General features: G+C 65.7%; 15 protein-coding genes. 7 read left to right on the plus strand and 8 right to left on the minus strand.

Going from position 1 to position 16,368, the window contains the following annotated elements:
• Nucleotides 1-6 precede the first annotated feature (6 nt).
• From fabG to mltG, 4 genes are all read left to right on the plus strand, one after another.
• Nucleotides 7-744: a 3-oxoacyl-[acyl-carrier-protein] reductase gene (gene fabG / locus SPHN_RS10585; protein WP_248523131.1), complete on the plus strand. Its 738-nt coding sequence runs from the start codon at nucleotides 7-9 to the stop codon at nucleotides 742-744.
• Nucleotides 745-821: 77 nt separating this feature from the next.
• Entirely contained in the window at nucleotides 822-1,058 is a 237-nt protein-coding gene (locus SPHN_RS10590) for an acyl carrier protein (protein ID WP_031393971.1), read from the plus strand.
• A 121-nt stretch (nucleotides 1,059-1,179) separates the two neighbouring features.
• The gene (fabF, locus tag SPHN_RS10595; RefSeq protein ID WP_060526942.1) at nucleotides 1,180-2,442 is read left to right on the plus strand and encodes a beta-ketoacyl-ACP synthase II; all 1,263 of its coding nucleotides are present in this window, start codon (nucleotides 1,180-1,182) and stop codon (nucleotides 2,440-2,442) included.
• A 72-nt stretch (nucleotides 2,443-2,514) separates the two neighbouring features.
• Nucleotides 2,515-3,483 carry an endolytic transglycosylase MltG gene (gene mltG / locus SPHN_RS10600; RefSeq protein ID WP_248523133.1) on the plus strand — a complete coding sequence of 323 codons (969 nt, stop codon included), beginning with the start codon at nucleotides 2,515-2,517 and terminating at the stop codon, nucleotides 3,481-3,483.
• A 105-nt stretch (nucleotides 3,484-3,588) separates the two neighbouring features.
• On the opposite strand, the gene eda is transcribed toward mltG, so the two are convergent.
• The 8 genes from eda to SPHN_RS10640 all read right to left on the minus strand — a co-directional run bounded on the left by eda (nucleotide 3,589) and on the right by SPHN_RS10640 (nucleotide 11,036).
• The gene (gene eda / locus SPHN_RS10605; RefSeq protein WP_248523134.1) at nucleotides 3,589-4,209 is read right to left on the minus strand and encodes a bifunctional 4-hydroxy-2-oxoglutarate aldolase/2-dehydro-3-deoxy-phosphogluconate aldolase; all 621 of its coding nucleotides are present in this window, start codon (nucleotides 4,207-4,209) and stop codon (nucleotides 3,589-3,591) included.
• Nucleotides 4,206-5,174, minus strand: coding sequence for a glucokinase (glk, locus tag SPHN_RS10610; protein ID WP_248523136.1), 969 nt, complete (start codon nucleotides 5,172-5,174; stop codon nucleotides 4,206-4,208). The genes eda and glk overlap by 4 nt, the downstream gene beginning before the upstream one ends.
• 150 nt (nucleotides 5,175-5,324) lie before the next feature.
• Entirely contained in the window at nucleotides 5,325-7,139 is a 1,815-nt protein-coding gene (gene edd, locus SPHN_RS10615) for a phosphogluconate dehydratase (RefSeq protein WP_248523137.1), read from the minus strand.
• Nucleotides 7,140-7,141: 2 nt separating this feature from the next.
• Entirely contained in the window at nucleotides 7,142-7,846 is a 705-nt protein-coding gene (gene pgl, locus SPHN_RS10620) for a 6-phosphogluconolactonase (protein WP_132739130.1), read from the minus strand.
• Nucleotides 7,847-7,949: 103 nt separating this feature from the next.
• Complete coding sequence (gene zwf, locus SPHN_RS10625) at nucleotides 7,950-9,413, minus strand: glucose-6-phosphate dehydrogenase (protein ID WP_248523139.1); 1,464 nt, start codon at nucleotides 9,411-9,413, stop codon at nucleotides 7,950-7,952.
• A 27-nt stretch (nucleotides 9,414-9,440) separates the two neighbouring features.
• A complete protein-coding gene (gene argC, locus SPHN_RS10630; RefSeq protein ID WP_248523141.1) occupies nucleotides 9,441-10,364 on the minus strand; it encodes an N-acetyl-gamma-glutamyl-phosphate reductase in 924 nt (307 codons plus the stop codon).
• The gene (locus SPHN_RS10635; protein ID WP_248523142.1) at nucleotides 10,361-10,780 is read right to left on the minus strand and encodes an SH3 domain-containing protein; all 420 of its coding nucleotides are present in this window, start codon (nucleotides 10,778-10,780) and stop codon (nucleotides 10,361-10,363) included. Before SPHN_RS10635 ends, argC begins: the two co-directional genes overlap by 4 nt.
• Nucleotides 10,707-11,036 carry a MarR family transcriptional regulator gene (locus tag SPHN_RS10640; protein WP_132897785.1) on the minus strand — a complete coding sequence of 110 codons (330 nt, stop codon included), beginning with the start codon at nucleotides 11,034-11,036 and terminating at the stop codon, nucleotides 10,707-10,709. The genes SPHN_RS10635 and SPHN_RS10640 overlap by 74 nt, the downstream gene beginning before the upstream one ends.
• Nucleotides 11,037-11,270: 234 nt before the next feature.
• Between SPHN_RS10640 and secG the strand changes: the two genes are divergently transcribed.
• The 3 genes from secG (at nucleotide 11,271) to SPHN_RS10655 (ending at nucleotide 16,216) form a co-directional block, all read left to right on the plus strand.
• Nucleotides 11,271-11,666 (plus strand): preprotein translocase subunit SecG, encoded by a 396-nt coding sequence (gene secG, locus SPHN_RS10645; protein ID WP_056050855.1) that lies wholly within the window; start codon nucleotides 11,271-11,273, stop codon nucleotides 11,664-11,666.
• Nucleotides 11,667-11,751: 85 nt separating this feature from the next.
• The gene (locus SPHN_RS10650; RefSeq protein ID WP_248523144.1) at nucleotides 11,752-13,386 is read left to right on the plus strand and encodes a CTP synthase; all 1,635 of its coding nucleotides are present in this window, start codon (nucleotides 11,752-11,754) and stop codon (nucleotides 13,384-13,386) included.
• A gap of 403 nt (nucleotides 13,387-13,789) precedes the next feature.
• The gene (locus SPHN_RS10655; protein WP_248523146.1) at nucleotides 13,790-16,216 is read left to right on the plus strand and encodes a TonB-dependent receptor; all 2,427 of its coding nucleotides are present in this window, start codon (nucleotides 13,790-13,792) and stop codon (nucleotides 16,214-16,216) included.
• The last annotated feature ends 152 nt before the right edge of the window (nucleotides 16,217-16,368 follow it).

The following is a 16,368-nucleotide window of genomic DNA, read 5'->3' on the forward strand; positions in this document are numbered from 1 at the left end:
GTTAAAATGTTCGACCTCACAGGCATGACCGCCCTCGTCACCGGGGCATCCGGCGGGATTGGGTCCGAGATCGCCAAGGCCCTAGCCGCCCAAGGTGCGCGCCTCGCCGTATCCGGCTCCAACGCCGACAAGCTCGAAGCCTTCCGCGCCACCCTGAAAGGCGACCACGTCGCGCTCCCCTGCAACCTCTCCGACGCAGCCGCAGTCGACGCGCTCGTGCCTCAGGCGGTGGAGAAGCTCGGCAAGCTCGACATCCTCGTCAACAACGCCGGCGTCACCCGCGACAATCTCGCGATGCGGATGAAGGACGACGAGTGGGACAGCGTCATCCGCGTCAATCTCGAAGCCGCGTTCCGCCTCATGCGCGCCGCCGCCAAGCCGATGATGAAGGCGCGCTTCGGCCGGATGATCTCGGTCACCTCGATCGTCGGCGTCACCGGCAATCCCGGCCAGGCCAACTACGCCGCGTCGAAGGCCGGCCTGATCGGCATGTCGAAATCGATGGCGCAGGAGCTCGCCAGCCGCGGCATTACCGTAAACTGCGTCGCGCCCGGCTTCATCACCTCGCCGATGACCGACGCGCTGCCCGAGGCGCAGAAGACCGCGCTGACGACCAGGATTCCGGCCGGTCGCCTCGGCGAAGGCGCAGACATCGGCGCGGCGATCGTGTATCTGGCAAGCCGTGAAGCCGGCTACGTCACGGGACAAACCGTGCACGTGAACGGTGGGATGGCGATGATCTGAACTTGCGCGCTGAACTGCCGCGTTCTAGGTGCGTTCAGGAATTACCGAAAACCCCCAGATTTGAAGAGGGAACTACCATGAGCGAGACCGCTGACCGCGTGAAGAAGATCGTCGTCGAGCATCTCGGCGTCGAAGCCGACAAGGTGACCGAGGACGCGAGCTTCATCGACGACCTGGGCGCAGACAGCCTCGACATCGTCGAACTCGTCATGGCGTTCGAGGAAGAATTCGGTGTCGAGATCCCCGATGATGCCGCCGAGAAGATCGCAACCGTCAAGGATGCGATCACCTATATCGACGAGCACAAGGCCTGATCAGGGTCTAGGGTTCAAACCTTTGGACCTGCCCTGAAGGGTGTGATTTGAGCGGCTCCCCGTCCTTGGGCAAAGAGGGCGGGGAGCCGTTTCGTTTTGAGAGCAGACGGAGTTTGAAGCCATGCGGCGTGTCGTCGTAACCGGGCTAGGCCTGGTCACCCCCCTGGGGGCGGATGTTGAAACGGCCTGGGCGAATATCCTCGCCGGCAAGTCGGGCGCGGGCCCGATCACGCGCTTCGACGCGTCGGATCAGGTGTGCCGCATCGCCTGCGAGGTGAAGCCCGCCGACCACGAATATGGCTTCGACCCCGGCAAGCGCGTCGACCACAAGGTTCAGCGCCAGGTCGATCCGTTCATCATCTACGGCATCGACGCCGCCGGCCAGGCTCTGGAAGACGCCGGGTTGACCGAGATGACGCTGGAAGAGAGCTGGCGTGCCGGCGTCTCGATCGGCTCGGGCATCGGCGGGCTTCCGGGGATCGAAAGCGAATCGATCGTGCTCCACACCAAGGGCCCGCGCCGCGTCTCGCCGCACTTCGTCCATGGTCGCCTGATCAACCTGATCTCGGGCCAGGTCTCCATCAAATACGGCCTGCGCGGTCCGAATCACGCGGTCGTCACCGCCTGCTCGACCGGCGCGCATGCGATCGGCGACGCCGCGCGGATGATCGCGATGGATGACGCCGACGTGATGCTTGCGGGCGGCGCGGAGGGCACCGTCTGCCCGCTCGGCATCGCCGGGTTCGCGCAGGCCCGCGCGCTGTCGACCAACTTCAACGATTCGCCCGAAAAGGCCTCGCGTCCCTACGACAAGGATCGCGACGGCTTCGTGATGGGCGAGGGCGCCGGTGTGCTGGTGCTCGAGGAGTACGAGCACGCCAAGGCACGCGGCGCGAAGATGTATGCCGAGGTGATCGGCTACGGCCTGTCGGGCGACGCGTACCACGTGACGGCACCGCATCCCGAAGGCGACGGCGCGTTCCGCTCGATGCAGATGGCGATCAAGAAGTCGGGCCTCGCGCTCGAGGACATCGATTACATCAACGCGCACGGCACCTCGACGCCACTCGGTGACGAGCTGGAACTCGGTGCGGTCCGTCGCCTGTTCGGCGATGCGATCTCGGGTCTGTCGATGTCGTCGACCAAGTCGGCGATCGGCCATCTGCTCGGCGGTGCCGGTGCGGTCGAGAGCATCTTCTGCATCCTCGCGCTGCGCGACCAGATCGTGCCCCCGACGCTGAACCTCGACAATCCGAGCGATAGCTGCGTGGGCGTCGACCTCGTCCCGCATGTCGCGAAGAAGCGTGAAGTGCGTGCGGTACTGAACAACTCGTTCGGCTTCGGCGGCACGAATGCCTCGCTGGTGATGACGAAGGTCCGCTAAATAAGTTTGTTCCCCCGCGAAGGCGGGGGCCCAGACTGGGCTCCCGCCTTCGCGGGAGAACAAGAGGTAGTGATGCGCAAGGTCGGCTGTTTCGGACTCGTCTTAGGCCTGGCGGCAGTTGTCGCGCTGTTCCTGATCGTCCAGGGCTGGGGCGGCGCAGGCCCAGCCCCTCGCACGCTGACCGTGCAGATCGGCGAAGGCAGCACGCTGGCCGGTGCTGCCACCGAACTCGAAAAGGCCGGCGCGATCCCCTCGGCCCGACGTTTTCGCCTTTACGCGCGGGTGTTCGGCTCGGGCGATCCGATCAAGGCCGGCGAATACCGCATCGCGCCGCAAACCAGCCAGTCCGACATCCTCAAGCTGATGCAGGGCGGCAAGGTCGTCCAGCGCCTCGTCGTCGTCCCCGAAGGCTATCCCTCGGTCCTTGTCCACGACGCGCTGATAAAGGCCGACGGTCTGACCGGCACCGTGCCCGTCCCGGCGGAAGGCTCGATCCTCCCCGACAGCTACGCCTTCCAGGCCGGCGACACCCGCGCATCGGTCGTCACGCGGATGCAGGCGGCGATGAAGACCTACCTCGCCAAGGCATGGGCGGCGCGCAAACCCGGTATCGCGGTGAGCTCGCCCGAACAGGCGATCATCCTCGCCTCGATCGTCGAGAAGGAAACCGGCAAGCCCTCCGAACGCCGCACCGTCGCCGCGGTCTACGGCAATCGCCTGCGCAACGGCATGCCGCTTCAGGCTGATCCCACCGTGATCTACCCGATTACCAAGGGCCGCCCTCTAGGCCGCCGCATCCTGCGGTCCGAGCTGCATGCGAAGAACGGCTACAACACCTATGCCGAAGCCGGCCTGCCGGTCGGCCCGATCGCCAACCCCGGCCGCGCCTCGATCGACGCGGTGCTCGACCCGGCGCAGACGCAAGCGCTCTACTTCGTAGCAGACGGCACCGGCGGCCACGTGTTCGCCAACACGCTGGCCGAACACAACGCCAACGTGAAGAAATGGTACGCCATCCGCAAAGCCCGCGGCGAGATGTAGGGCGAGGCGTTCCGACACACACTCGTCATCCCAGCGAAAGCTGGGATCTCATGCGGCAGGGACGGAATGTATGGCACGAGATCCCAGCTTTCGCTGGGATGACGACTAGGCCCGCAACGCGTTCGCCGCGCGTGCCTTGATCTCGATCTCGGCCATCGTCCCGCCGGTCACCCAGCTCCCGCCCACGCAGAGCACCGGCTTGAACGCCAGCCACTCGGGCGCGCTCGCTTCGGTGATCCCGCCGGTCGGGCAGAAGCTGCACTGATAGAACGGCGCGGCCAATGCCTTCAGCGCCTTCAACCCGCCATTCGCCTCGGCCGGGAAGAACTTGAAGTGCGTCAGACCCAGGTCGAGCCCGATCATGATATCCGCCGCATTGGCGATCCCCGGCAGGAACGGAATACCGCTCTCGATGATCGGCATGGCGAGGCGTTCGGTCAGCCCCGGCGAGACGATGAACTCCGCGCCCGCATCGCGGACCTGCGCGAACTGCTGCGTGTTGACGACGGTACCGGCACCGACGATCGCGCCCGGCACCTTCTTCATCTCGGCGATCGCCTCAAGCGCGGCACCGGTGCGCAACGTCACTTCGAGCACGCGCAGGCCGCCGGCGACGAGCGCCTCGGCGAGCGGACGGGCGAGCGCCGCGTCTTCGATCACCAGCACCGGGATGACGGCGCTGGTCTGTATGATGTCTGCGATTGTGCGCGAGGGGGTTGCGGTCATTGGGTGTGTTCCTGTGCGAAGGCGGCCGCGGCGCCGAACAGGCCGGGCTGGGGATGGGTGATGAGCTTGACGGGCATCGCCGCCATCATTGTCTGGAAACGGCCCTTGGCGACGAAGCGCTGGTCGAAGCCCGAGCGGATCAGGCGATCCTTGATCCGGAAGCCGAGCCCGCCCGCGATCACAACCGCCTTCGCGCCCTGCGCAAGCGCCAGATCACCCGCGACCGCGCCGAGGGCGAGGCAGAACCGGTCGAGCGCGGCGAGCGCGATCGAATCGGTGCCGTCGATCGCCTCGGTCCAGATCGTCTTGTCGTCATGGCTGGGGACCGCGCGGCCCTCCAGCGCGGCAAGCGTCTCGTAGATCGCGACGATGCCGGGGCCTGCGACGACGCGCTCCGCCGAGACGCGCGTGAACGTCTTGCGCAGGCGCTTCAGCAACGCATCCTCGATCCCGTCGAGCGGGGCGAAGTCCATGTGGCCGCCCTCGGTTTCGAGGACCTGATAGCCGTTTTTGCGTCGCAGCAACTGCGCGACGCCGAGCCCGGTGCCGGGGCCGCAGATCGTCGTGATTCCCTCGGAGGGCAGCGGCGTATCTGGACCGCAGAGGTGGATGAAGTCGCTGCTCGGCACCTGCGCGACGGCATGGCCGACCGCGCCGAAATCGTTGACGACCACCCACCGGTCGGCCTTCAAACGCTCGGTGATCAGCGACTTGCGGATGATCCACGGGTTGTTGGTCAGCCGGATGACGTCGTTCGCGACCGGCGACGCGACCGCGATCGCCAGCGCACGGGGGAGGGGGCGACCGAGCCCCGCCTCGAACGCCTGGTACGCCGTCTGGAGCGACGCGTGGTCCGCAGTCTTCAGCGTCGCCGGCTCGCCGAGCGACACGACGCGGCCGTTCTCGACCTCGGCGATCGCGAAGCGCGCATGCGTCCCGCCGATATCTGCCGCTACGATTTCCATGTCATCCTCCGTCTATTATTATTGTCCCCCCGTCATCCCAGCGAAAGCTGGGATCTCAAGCCGCATAGTCCGTCCCCGTCGAGCGAGGTCCCGGCTTTCGCCGGGATGACGGGGGTGTGGCTGAGGTGACGGTGGTTCGTGAGACTTGTTCTAAAGCCCAGCGCCCGCCAGCATAGCCGACGCACCCTTCTCGGCCTCGTCGGCAAGCCCGCGGAACATCCCGAACAGCTCGCGACCCATGCCGCTCACCGGTGGCGGAACCGCGACCATCTCGCGGGTTGCCCACACGTCGGCATCGACCAGCGCCTCAAGCGTACCGTTGACCGCATCCACCCGGATCATGTCGCCATCGCGGATCAACCCGATCGCACCATCGAGCAGCGCCTCGGGCGAGCAATGGATCGCGCACGGCACTTTCCCGCTAGCGCCCGACATCCGCCCATCGGTGACCAGCGCCACCTTGAACCCGCGATTCTGCAACACCCCCAAAGGCGGCGTCAGCTTGTGCAGCTCCGGCATCCCGTTCGCGCGCGGCCCCTGGAAGCGGACGACGACGACGACGTCCTTTTCCAGCTCGCCACGCTTGAACGCCTCGATCACGTCGAGCTGATCATCGAACACCATCGCAGGCGCCTCGACGATCCAGCGCTCGCGCTCGACCGCGGACACCTTGATGCAGGCGCGGCCAATGTTGCCCGCGAGAATTCGCATCCCGCCATCCGGCGAGAACGGCGCCGTCGCAGGACGCAGGATCGTCTCGTCGCCGCTATCCGGCGTATCGCGCCAGCCGAGCGTGTCGCCCTCGACGACCGCAGTCTTCGCATAAGCCGACAGGTCGTCGCCGCCGATCGTCATGATGTCGCCGTGCAACAGGCCTTCGCCGAGCAGTTCGCGAATCACATAGGGCATGCCCCCGGCCGCTTCGAACGCGTTCACGTCCGCCGAGCCGTTGGGATAGACGCGCGCGATCAGCGGTACCGCGCAGGAGAGGCGGTCGAAATCCTCCCAGTCGATGATGATCCCGGCCGCACGAGCGATCGCCGGCACGTGGAGCAGATGGTTCGTCGAGCCCCCCGTCGCGAGCAAGCCGACCGCAGCATTCACGATCGCCTTCTCGTCGACACAATGCCCGAGCGGCCGGTACGAATCGCCGCGTGCGCCGATCTTCGCCAGCCGGTGCACCGCCGCCCGCGTCAGTTCCTGCCGCAGCTTCGTGCCCGGATTGACGAACGCCGCTCCCGGCATGTGGAGGCCCATGACCTCCATCATCATCTGGTTGGTGTTGGCCGTGCCGTAGAACGTGCACGTGCCCTTCGAATGATACGCGCCGATCTCGGCTTCGAGCAACTCCTCGCGACCGACCAGCCCTTCCGCGAATTTCTCGCGCACCGCGGCCTTGGCCTTGTTGGGAAGCCCGGTCGGCATCGGACCGCCGGGGATCAGCACCATCGGCAAATGCCCGAAGCGCAGCGCGCCCATCAGCAGGCCGGGAACGATCTTGTCGCAGATGCCGAGCAACGCCGCGCCCTCGAACGTACCGTGGCTCAGCGCGATCGCCGTGCTCAGCGCGATCGTGTCGCGGCTGAACAGCGACAGCTCCATGCCGGGATACCCTTGCGTCACGCCGTCGCACATCGCCGGCACGCCGCCCGCGACTTGCGCGGTTGCACCCGCCTCGCGCGCCCAGACTTTCATCAGTTCCGGGTAGCGATAGTAGACGGCGTGCGCGGACAGCATGTCGTTATACGCGGTGACGATGCCGATGTTCATGCCGGCATCGGCCTTCATCGCGTCGCGGTCTTCCTCGGTCCCGGCATAGGCGTGCGCGAGGTTTGCGCAGCCGAGACCAGGCCGACGGACCTGAGCCGCCGCCTCGCGCTCGATCAGCGCGAGATAGGCGGCGCGGCTATCGCGAGACCGCTCGATGATCCGGTCGGTGACCGCGGAGACGACGGCGTTGAGCATCGTCACGGCGCCCAGTGCACGTCGACTGGCAGCTCGACTTCAGCGAGCACGCGGCCGATCGGATAGGACGACGACGGCCCCTGTTCGATCGCCTGCTCCAGCACCTTCTTTTTCGCGTCGCCGGTGATCATGATCATCAGTGCCTTCGACGATGCGATAGCCGCCGCCGACAGCGTCACGCGCGCCAGCGGCGCCTCGGGCGGCAGCGGATCGGGCATCACGCCCAGCGCGCGACGTTCCTTCGGACCGCTCAGCGCCTCGTCGTAATCGGGGCCGGGGAAGATCGACGCGGTATGCCCGTCGCCGCCCATGCCGAGCAGGCAGAAGTCGAGCGGCCAGTGCAGGTCCTGCATCAGCGCATCCGCCGAGCGACCGGCAGCCTTGTAGTCCGACATCGCCTCGGGAACGATCGGCTTCACGCGCGCGCCCTTGGGGAGGAAGATCTTCGCCAGCGCGGTGACGTTCGACAGCGGATCGCCGAGCTTCACGATACGCTCGTCGCCGGGGATGATCGTGACCTTCTTCCAGTCGAGCTTCGCCTGCGCGAGCTTCTCATATGCCGCGAACGGCGTCTTGCCGCCCGCGAGCGCGATCACCGCCGAGCCGCGTGCGTCGAGTGCACTTTCGATGACGAATTGGATATCGCCCGCGACTGCGTTGGCGAGCTCATCGGAATCCTCGTAATCCCACCATTCGATTTCGGTCATATATCAATCCATTCGTCATGCCGGACTTGTTCCGGCATCCACTTATCCAAACTCACCGCGCTCATGTTGCACGGTGGACCCCGGAACAAGTCCGGGGTGACGGTTAGTCGTCCTGCCAGGTCACGCCATCGCGTTCGGTCAGCGCGATCGCGGCGGACGGACCCCAGCTGCCCGACGCATAGCTCTTGGGCTTCATCGCGTTAGCCTTCCAGCCCTCGCGGATCGCGTCGATCCAGGTCCATTGCGCCTCGACCTCGTCGCGGCGCACGAACAAGGTCTGGTCGCCCTCGATCAGGTCGAGCAGCAGGCGTTCATAGGCGATGCGCCGCCGCGTGCCGGCAAACTCGGCGTCCATGCTGAGGTTCAGCGGCACTTCGCGCAGGCGGACGCCGTCACGGTCGAGACCCGGCTCCTTCGCCATCACCAGCAGCTGGACATATTCCTCCGGCTGGAGGCGGATGATCAGCATGTTGGGCTGCAACAGCCCGCCGCGCCCGGCGAACATCGAATGCGGCACCGACTTGAACTGGACCGCGATCTCGCTGCGGCGCGCGGCCATGCGCTTGCCGGTGCGCAGATAGAAGGGCACGCCGCGCCAGCGCCAATTGTCGACATGCGCCTTGATCGCGACAAACGTCTCGGTGTTCGAGGCCTCGCCGAGTTCGTCGGAGTAGCTCTTGACGAACTTCCCCTTGACCGCGCCTTCGCCGTACTGGCCGGTGACCGTGACGTTCGGCACTTCCTCGGGCTTGATCAGGCGCAGCGAGCGGAAAACCTTCGACTTTTCGTCGCGGACGTCGGTGCCCTCGAAGCGTGCGGGCGGCTCCATCGCGATCAGCGCGAGCAGTTGCAGCATATGGTTCTGGACCATGTCGCGCAGCGCGCCGGCGCTCTCGTAATAACCGGCGCGCTCCTCCAGCCCGACCGTCTCCGAGATCGTGATCTGGACGTTGTCGATCCCCTGCGCGTTCCACACCGGCTCGAAGAATGAGTTGCCGAAGCGCAGCGCGAGGATGTTCTGGACGGTTTCCTTGCCGAGATAATGGTCGATTCGATAGGTCCGGTCCTCGGGGAAGGCCTTCGCCACCGCGTCGTTGATCTCGCGGCTGGTGTCGAGGTCGTAGCCGAGCGGCTTCTCGAGTCCGACACGGACCGTTTCGCCGGCGAGGCCGACCTTGTGCAGCCCTTCGATCGCCGATTCGAACAGCGACGGCGCGGTCGAGAGGTAGATTGCGAGGCCGCCGGAGATATCGCCGATCTTGTCCGCCAGCGGCTGGAACGCGGCGGGGTCTGACAGATCGGTCGCCTGATAGAATAGCCGGTCGAGGAACGTCCCGATCGCGCTCTCGTCCTTGCGATCCTCGGGCAGGAACTCGTCGAGCGCCTTCTTGGCGAACTTGCGGTAATCCTTGTCGTCATGCTCGTGACGCGCGGCGCCGGTGATCGTCAGTTCTTCGGGTAGCAGGCCGTCGGCGTGCAGGCCATAGAGCGACGGCAGCAGCATGCGCTGCGCGAGATCGCCGGTCGCGCCGAACAGGAGCAGCTTGGCTACGGGATTACGGTGCATGAAAGCTCCTGGAACTAGCCGGTTTCTTTAGAAAACCAGGCCGGCGACCGGGTCGACCCCGGCCATGATGTTGAGGTTCTGGACCGCGGCGCCGCCGGCGCCCTTGCCCAGATTGTCGAGCGTCGCGACCAGCCTTGCATGGCCGACCGCATCGTTGCCGCAGACCCGCAGCGTCAGCCGATCGGTCCCCGCATTCTCCTCGATATCGACCGTGCCGATATCGCCGGGGGCGACCGAGACGAGCTTCGAGCCATCGAACGCCGCGCGCAGCACGTCTTCGATCGCCGTGAGCGACGGGCGGCCGGGCAGGGCGTGCAGATGCAACGGTACCTCGACGACCATCCCGCGATAGGTGTTCGCCACAGCAGGTGCGAAGATAGGCGCATGGTTGAGGCCCGCATGCTGCGTCATCTCGGCGATATGCTTGTGCGCGAGGCCGAGCGCGTAGGCGCGGAACGCCGTCGCGGGCTCGCCATTCTCGAACGCGGTGATCATCGCCTTGCCGCCGCCCGAATAGCCCGAGGTCGCGTTGACGCTGAGTGGAAGATCGGCGGGGATAAGCCCGGCGCTGACCAGTGGCGCGACCAGCGCGAGGAAACCGGTCGGATAGCAGCCGGGGTTCGACACGCGCATCGCGGCCGCCACCTTCTCCGCCTGACCCGGCAATTCGGGGAAGCCATAGGTCCAGCCAGCAGCGACGCGGTGCGCGCTCGATGCATCGATCACGCGGGTGCGGTCATTGTCGATCAGCGTCACCGCCTCGCGCGACGCGTCGTCGGGCAGGCACAGGATGACGAAATCGGCATCGTTCAGCGCCTCGCGCCGCGCTGCCGGATCCTTGCGCCGATCCTCGGGCAGCAGCGCCAGCGTGATGTCGGTCCGACCGGCGAGCCGTTCGCGGATCTCGAGACCGGTGGTGCCGACCGCGCCGTCGATGAAGACCGTGGTCATGCCGCGTCCGTCGTCGAAAGATCGAGTGCCGCCGCCTCGACATAGCCGACCAGCCCGCTCGGACGCGCAACGCCCCATGCGGAAACGCCGGCAATCTCCAGCACTTCGAAACTGTCGCCGGGCTTGAGGTCGACCATCGTATCGCTCGCTTCGTCTCGTCCGCTGCGCAACAAAGCTGTGCGCGCGACGGGCCGTATCATCGGCACCGCATAGTGTGGAGCGAATACGTATTCGGCGAGGCGAATATCGGCGATATCGCGGCGAACGGCGTGTGTGCGCGGGTCGAGCTCGACCGAACGGCCCGTCAGCGCGAAGCTGGTCCGGGCCTTGTCGTCGAACGGCTCAAGCGTGAGCGGCGTGACCGTTGGAGCCGGCTGGGGCGGGGCCGTCGCCGATGAATTGCCCGAACTCTTCAAGAAAATCTGCCCCTTCGGTCGTGCGCGCGACGAAGATGTTGCGCTTGTCGCTGTCGTCGCGTTGCCGGCGCAGATAGCCGAGGGCACCCAATCTGTTCAAGGCGCGCGTGACGACCGGCTTCGATACGTTCAGCGCACGGGCAAGGCCGCGCACCGTGTGCGGCCCCGGTTTGAGGTAGACGAGCAGTAGCAATGCCATCTGACGATTGGTCAGATCGGGTTCACCCGAGCGGACATAATCCACCAGAGCGGTCATCCAGGTCGATAAGGTATTGGCTGCCATTGATGCCACAGCGTTGATCCGCCATCTGAATTTATATGCACGATACCCAGTCATGAGCGTCATTACGGGGTCACAACGCCCCCCGGACGTCATGTTTCCGTCGTTTTGCGATTGGCTTGCGATATGCGGAGCCCGTGTTGCGGTTGATCGAAACCTCGGTGTCGCCTATGTGCGCGCCTTCGCAAAAGTTCCGGGGTTTTCCGCGCAATGTTCGCCTTTCTGCTCGTCATCCACGCGATCATCGCGGCCGCCCTCGTCACGGTGATCCTCATGCAGCGGTCGGAAGGCGGCGGTCTTGGCATGGGCGGTAGCCCGTCCGGCCTGATGTCGGCCCGCGGCGCGGCCGATTTCCTGACCCGCGCGACCGGCGTCCTGGCGACGATGTTCGTGCTGTTCTCGATCCTGCTCGCGGTCCTCGCGGCGAATCACCGCACCACCACCATCGACACGTCGCTCGCGCGTACTCCGGCGGCGGCAACCGCCGTTCCGACCGCGCAGCCCAAGGGCGACGCGGCTCCGTTCGCCGGTGGCGCCGAGAATGCTGGCGTTCCGGCCGGCACGACGAAGCCCGCCGATAACGGCGCGGTCCCGCTAGCCAACTAAACACTCCATTCGCCGATAAAAGGCCCCTGCGTGATCCGCGGGGCGCTTGTCGTTCGTCCCCAACACACGCTACGAGACTCTTCCCATGGCTCGGTACATTTTCATCACCGGGGGCGTGGTTTCGTCGCTCGGTAAAGGTCTCATGGCGGCATCGCTTGCCGCTCTCCTCCAGGCACGCGGATATACCGTCAGGATTCGGAAGTTCGATCCGTATCTGAACGTCGATCCCGGCACGATGTCGCCCTATCAGCACGGCGAGGTCTACGTCACCGACGACGGTGCCGAGACCGATCTCGACCTCGGCCATTACGAGCGCTTCACCGGCGTTCCCTCGCGCCAGTCGGACAACGTCACCTCGGGCCGCATCTACCAACAGATCATCACGCGCGAGCGTCGCGGCGATTATCTCGGCGCCACCGTGCAGGTCATCCCGCACGTCACCGACGCGATCAAGGCGTTCGCCCGCGCCGAGACCGACGGCATCGATTTCATCCTCTGCGAGATCGGCGGCACCGTCGGCGATATCGAATCGCTGCCGTTCATCGAGGCGATTCGCCAGCTCAAGAACGAGGAAGGTCGCGGCAACGCGATCAGCATCCACGTCACGCTGGTGCCCTACATCGCCGCCGCCGGCGAGTTGAAGACCAAGCCGACCCAGCATTCGGTCCGCGAACTCGCCGCGCTCGGCGTGCAGCCTGACGTCCTCGTCTGCCGCTGCGAACATCCGCTGCCTCCGTCGGAACGCGCCAAGATCGCGCTGTTCTGCAACGTCCCCGCCAGTGCGGTCATTCCCGCGCTCGACGCGAAGAGCATCTACGCGGTGCCACTCCAGTATCACGGCGAAGGCCTCGACATCGAAGTGCTCCGCGCGTTCGGGATCGAACCCGCCGAGGCGCCCGATCTGTCGCGCTGGACCGAGATCATGGACCGCCTGACCAATCCGCAAGGCGAAGTCACGATCGGCGTGGTCGGCAAATATGTCGGCCTCCAGGACGCGTACAAGTCGCTCAACGAGGCGCTCGTCCACGGCGGCATCGCCAACCGCGTCAAGGTCAACGTCCGCTGGATCGACGCCGAACTGTTCGAGAATGCCGAGAGCGACATCGCCGGCCAGCTCGAGCCGTGCGATGCGATCCTCGTCCCCGGCGCGTTCGGCGAACGTGGCGCCGAGGGCAAGATCGCGTCGGTCAAGTTCGCGCGCGAGCGGAAAATCCCGTATTTCGGGATCTGCTTCGGGATGCAGATGGCCTGCGTCGAGGGCGCCCGCGATCTCGGCGGCATCCCGACCGCGTCGTCGACCGAGTTCGGCCCGACCGACGAGCCGGTGGTCGGCATGATCACCGAATGGATGGGCCGCGAAGGCCTCGAAACGCGCGCGGCCGAGGGCGACATGGGCGGCACGATGCGGCTCGGTGCGTACGACGCGAAGCTCGCCGGCAACAGCGTCGTCGCCTCGATCTACGGCGGCACCAAAATTTCGGAGCGCCATCGTCACCGCTACGAGGTCAACACCGGCTACAAGGAAGCGCTCGAGGCGGGCGGCCTCGTCTTCTCCGGCATGTCGCCCGACGGCACGCTCCCCGAGATCGTCGAACGCCCCGACCACCCCTGGTTCGTCGGCGTCCAGTTCCACCCCGAACTGAAGTCCAAACCCTTCGACCCGCACCCCCTGTTCGCCAGCTTCATCGAAGCCGCCGTCAAGCAGAGCCGCCTGGTCTGACCTTCGATCCTCCCCCGGCAGGGGGAGGTGGCACCGAAGGTGACGGAGGGGGAGGATACGGAACAGCCGTTACCCTTACCTCCCCCTCCGTCTGGCAAGGGCCAGACACCTCCCCCTGGCGGGGAAGGATCACAGCCGATGTCTGCCACAAGCCCCGCCCTGTTTCCCTTCGTCATCCCGGACTCGTTCCGGCATCCACGGTTCCGCACGGTCGAGAGCCGTGAGTTCGAGGAACCGTGGACCCCGGAACCAGTCCGGGGTGACAGATTTCACGCATCTTCGTCTCTTTTTAAGCCTGGCACGAGCGCCGCGAAGCCGCGCTTTCCGCCCCCAAAGACAAGCTCGCATTGAATATCCCCCAAATCGGTAGACTTTGTCCGCCGAGGTTCAGGGGAAAAAATTCATGTCGCTTACGCTCGCGCTGTTGCTCGCCGGTCAGGCCGCTACCGTCACGCCGCCATCGGTCACCCCCCAGACGCCCGCCGCGGATCAGGCGCCCGAGCCGGCCAATGGCCGTCTCGGCAATCAGCAACAGGGTGGCGGCGATATCGTCGTCACCGCACGCCGTCGCGCAGAGACCATCCAGACCGTTCCGATCGCGATGTCGGTGATCGGCGGCACCGCGCTGGCGGAGACCGGCGCGTACAATGTCAGCCGCCTCACACAACTCCAGCCGACGCTGCAATTCTACTCCACCAACCCACGCAATTCCGCCGCCAATATCCGCGGCCTCGGCGCGCCGTTCGGCCTGACCAACGACGGGATCGAGCAGGGCGTCGGCATCTATGTCGACCAGGTCTATTACAGCCGGATCGCCTCGGCGACGTTCGACTTCACCGACACCGAGCGGATCGAAGTCCTCCGCGGACCGCAAGGCACGCTCTACGGCAAGAACACCACCGCCGGCGCGATCAACATCACGACGCGCAAGCCCAGCTTCACGTCTGAGGCGCGGATCGAGCTCACCACCGGCAACTATCAGTTCGTCCAGGCCAAGGCCTCGGTGTCGGGCCCCCTGATCCCCGACAAACTCGCGATCCGGCTGTCGGCATCGGTGACCGAGCGCGACGGCACGATCCACAACGTCGTGACCGGCAAGGATCTGAATGCGCAGGACAATAAGAGCGTACGCGGGCAGCTATACTGGAAGCCGACCGACACACTCGATCTCGCTCTGTCGGGCGATTACGGCCAGCAAAACCCGAATTGCTGCGTGCAATATTACGCGCGCACCGGCGCGACGCAGCGGCCGCTCGACCGGCAATATGCCGCACTCGCTGCCGCGCAAGGCTATGTCGTGCCGTCCACAAACGCGTTCGACCGTGTGACCGACGTCGACACGCCGTTGCGCGCGAAGCAGGAATTGGGCGGCGTGTCGCTGCTCGGCAATCTCGATCTCGGCGCATCGACGATCACCTCGGTCAGCGCATGGCGGTTCTGGAATTGGGATCCGTCGAACGATCGCGATTTCATCGGCCTGCCGATCACCACCGTGTCGGCCAACCCGTCGCAGCAGACGCAGTATAGCCAGGAACTGCGGATCGCCTCGAACGGCAAGCACACGCTCGATTACGTGCTCGGCGCATTCTACTTCTACCAGACGATCGATACCCAAGGGCTTCAGGTGCAGGGTCTGGCGGCCAGTGCGTTCCTGCTCAACCCGACCAGCGCGGGCGGGCGCAATCCGGCGACGTTGAACGGCCTGACCGCACGCAACACGATCGGCTTCAAGAACACCAGCGCGGCGCTGTTCGGCAAGCTGACCTGGAACGTCAGCGACCGGTTCCAGATCGCGCCGGGCCTGCGTTTGAACTACGACAAGAAGAAGGGCGACTATGTCTCGGTCGTCACCAACGGCACCGGCACGGCGCTGACCGCGGACCAGCGCGGTGTGCTCGCGCCGCAGAGCTATCAGCCCGATTTCGACAACTGGAACCTGTCGGGGGATATCACGGCGGCCTACACCGTGACGTCAGACATCCACGCCTATGCGACCTACGCACGCAGCTACAAATCGGGCGGGATCAACCTGTCCGGCCTGCCGCTCGACGCCAGCAACAACCCGATCCTGTCCGCCGCGACGGTAAAGCCCGAAAAAGTGAACCATTTCGAGCTTGGCCTGAAAACCCAGTTCCTGGATCGCCGGCTGACGCTGAACCTCGCCGGCTTCTGGACCGAAATCAGCGATTACCAGGCAACCGTCACCAACGGCCAGCTCGGCGTGCTGCGCGGCTATCTCGCCAATGCCGGAAAGGTCCGCACCCGCGGTCTCGAATTCGACTCGGCGTTCCGCCCCACCGACCGGTTCAGTGTCTACGCGAACGGCGCCTACACCGACGCGAAATACGTGAAGTTCGTCGATGCGCCATGCCCGCCCGAACTTTCCGGCGGCACCACCGCGACCGCCAGCCAGACGCCGAGCGCACCCGGCACCGCCGGCGGGATCAGCCCGCAAAACTGCGACGTCTCCGGCCAGCGCCTGCCCGGCGTGTCGAAATGGGCGTTCTCGTACGGTGCGGAATACGACCTGCCGGCGACGCTCGCCGGCCTCGATGGCCAAGTCTATCTCGGTTATGACGGCAGCTACCGGTCGACCTTCTCGTCCAACCCGTCGCGCTCGGCCTATACCGACATCAACGGCTACGCGCTCAGCAGCTTCCGCCTCGGGTTCAAGGCGAAGGACAGCTGGAACGTCTTCGGCTGGCTCCGCAACGCGTTCGACGAGAACTATTACGAAGTGCTCGCGCTCCAGTCGGGCAGCACCGGCCTGATCGTCGGCCAGCCCGGCGATCCGCGCACCTATGGCGTGACCGTCTCGCGGTCGTTCTGATCGTCACGCCCTGATCGTCACACCTTATCGTCGCCCCCCGATCGTCGCCCCCTGATCGTCACGGCGCGTTCAGGTTTGACGTTTTATAGAGCGGGATACGGCCCGGAGAGACATCGCAGTCGGAAGCTCCCGATGTCTCTCCGGTTCGGCGC

It is taken from the genome of Sphingomonas faeni, from assembly GCF_023195535.1.
GTDB lineage: Bacteria > Pseudomonadota > Alphaproteobacteria > Sphingomonadales > Sphingomonadaceae > Sphingomonas > Sphingomonas faeni_B.

Excerpts from the sequence above, each read along its gene's own strand:
- fabG (WP_248523131.1), top strand. The coding sequence starts at position 7 with ATGTTCGACCTCACAGGCATGACCGCCCTCGTCACCGGGGCATCCGGC.
- SPHN_RS10590 (WP_031393971.1), top strand. The coding sequence starts at position 822 with ATGAGCGAGACCGCTGACCGCGTGAAGAAGATCGTCGTCGAGCATCTC.
- fabF (WP_060526942.1), top strand. The coding sequence starts at position 1,180 with ATGCGGCGTGTCGTCGTAACCGGGCTAGGCCTGGTCACCCCCCTGGGG.
- mltG (WP_248523133.1), top strand. The coding sequence starts at position 2,515 with ATGCGCAAGGTCGGCTGTTTCGGACTCGTCTTAGGCCTGGCGGCAGTT.
- eda (WP_248523134.1), bottom strand. The coding sequence starts at position 4,209 with ATGACCGCAACCCCCTCGCGCACAATCGCAGACATCATACAGACCAGC.
- glk (WP_248523136.1), bottom strand. The coding sequence starts at position 5,174 with ATGGAAATCGTAGCGGCAGATATCGGCGGGACGCATGCGCGCTTCGCG.
- edd (WP_248523137.1), bottom strand. The coding sequence starts at position 7,139 with ATGCTCAACGCCGTCGTCTCCGCGGTCACCGACCGGATCATCGAGCGG.
- pgl (WP_132739130.1), bottom strand. The coding sequence starts at position 7,846 with ATGACCGAAATCGAATGGTGGGATTACGAGGATTCCGATGAGCTCGCC.
- zwf (WP_248523139.1), bottom strand. The coding sequence starts at position 9,413 with ATGCACCGTAATCCCGTAGCCAAGCTGCTCCTGTTCGGCGCGACCGGC.
- argC (WP_248523141.1), bottom strand. The coding sequence starts at position 10,364 with ATGACCACGGTCTTCATCGACGGCGCGGTCGGCACCACCGGTCTCGAG.
- SPHN_RS10640 (WP_132897785.1), bottom strand. The coding sequence starts at position 11,036 with ATGACCGCTCTGGTGGATTATGTCCGCTCGGGTGAACCCGATCTGACC.
- secG (WP_056050855.1), top strand. The coding sequence starts at position 11,271 with ATGTTCGCCTTTCTGCTCGTCATCCACGCGATCATCGCGGCCGCCCTC.
- SPHN_RS10650 (WP_248523144.1), top strand. The coding sequence starts at position 11,752 with ATGGCTCGGTACATTTTCATCACCGGGGGCGTGGTTTCGTCGCTCGGT.
- SPHN_RS10655 (WP_248523146.1), top strand. The coding sequence starts at position 13,790 with ATGTCGCTTACGCTCGCGCTGTTGCTCGCCGGTCAGGCCGCTACCGTC.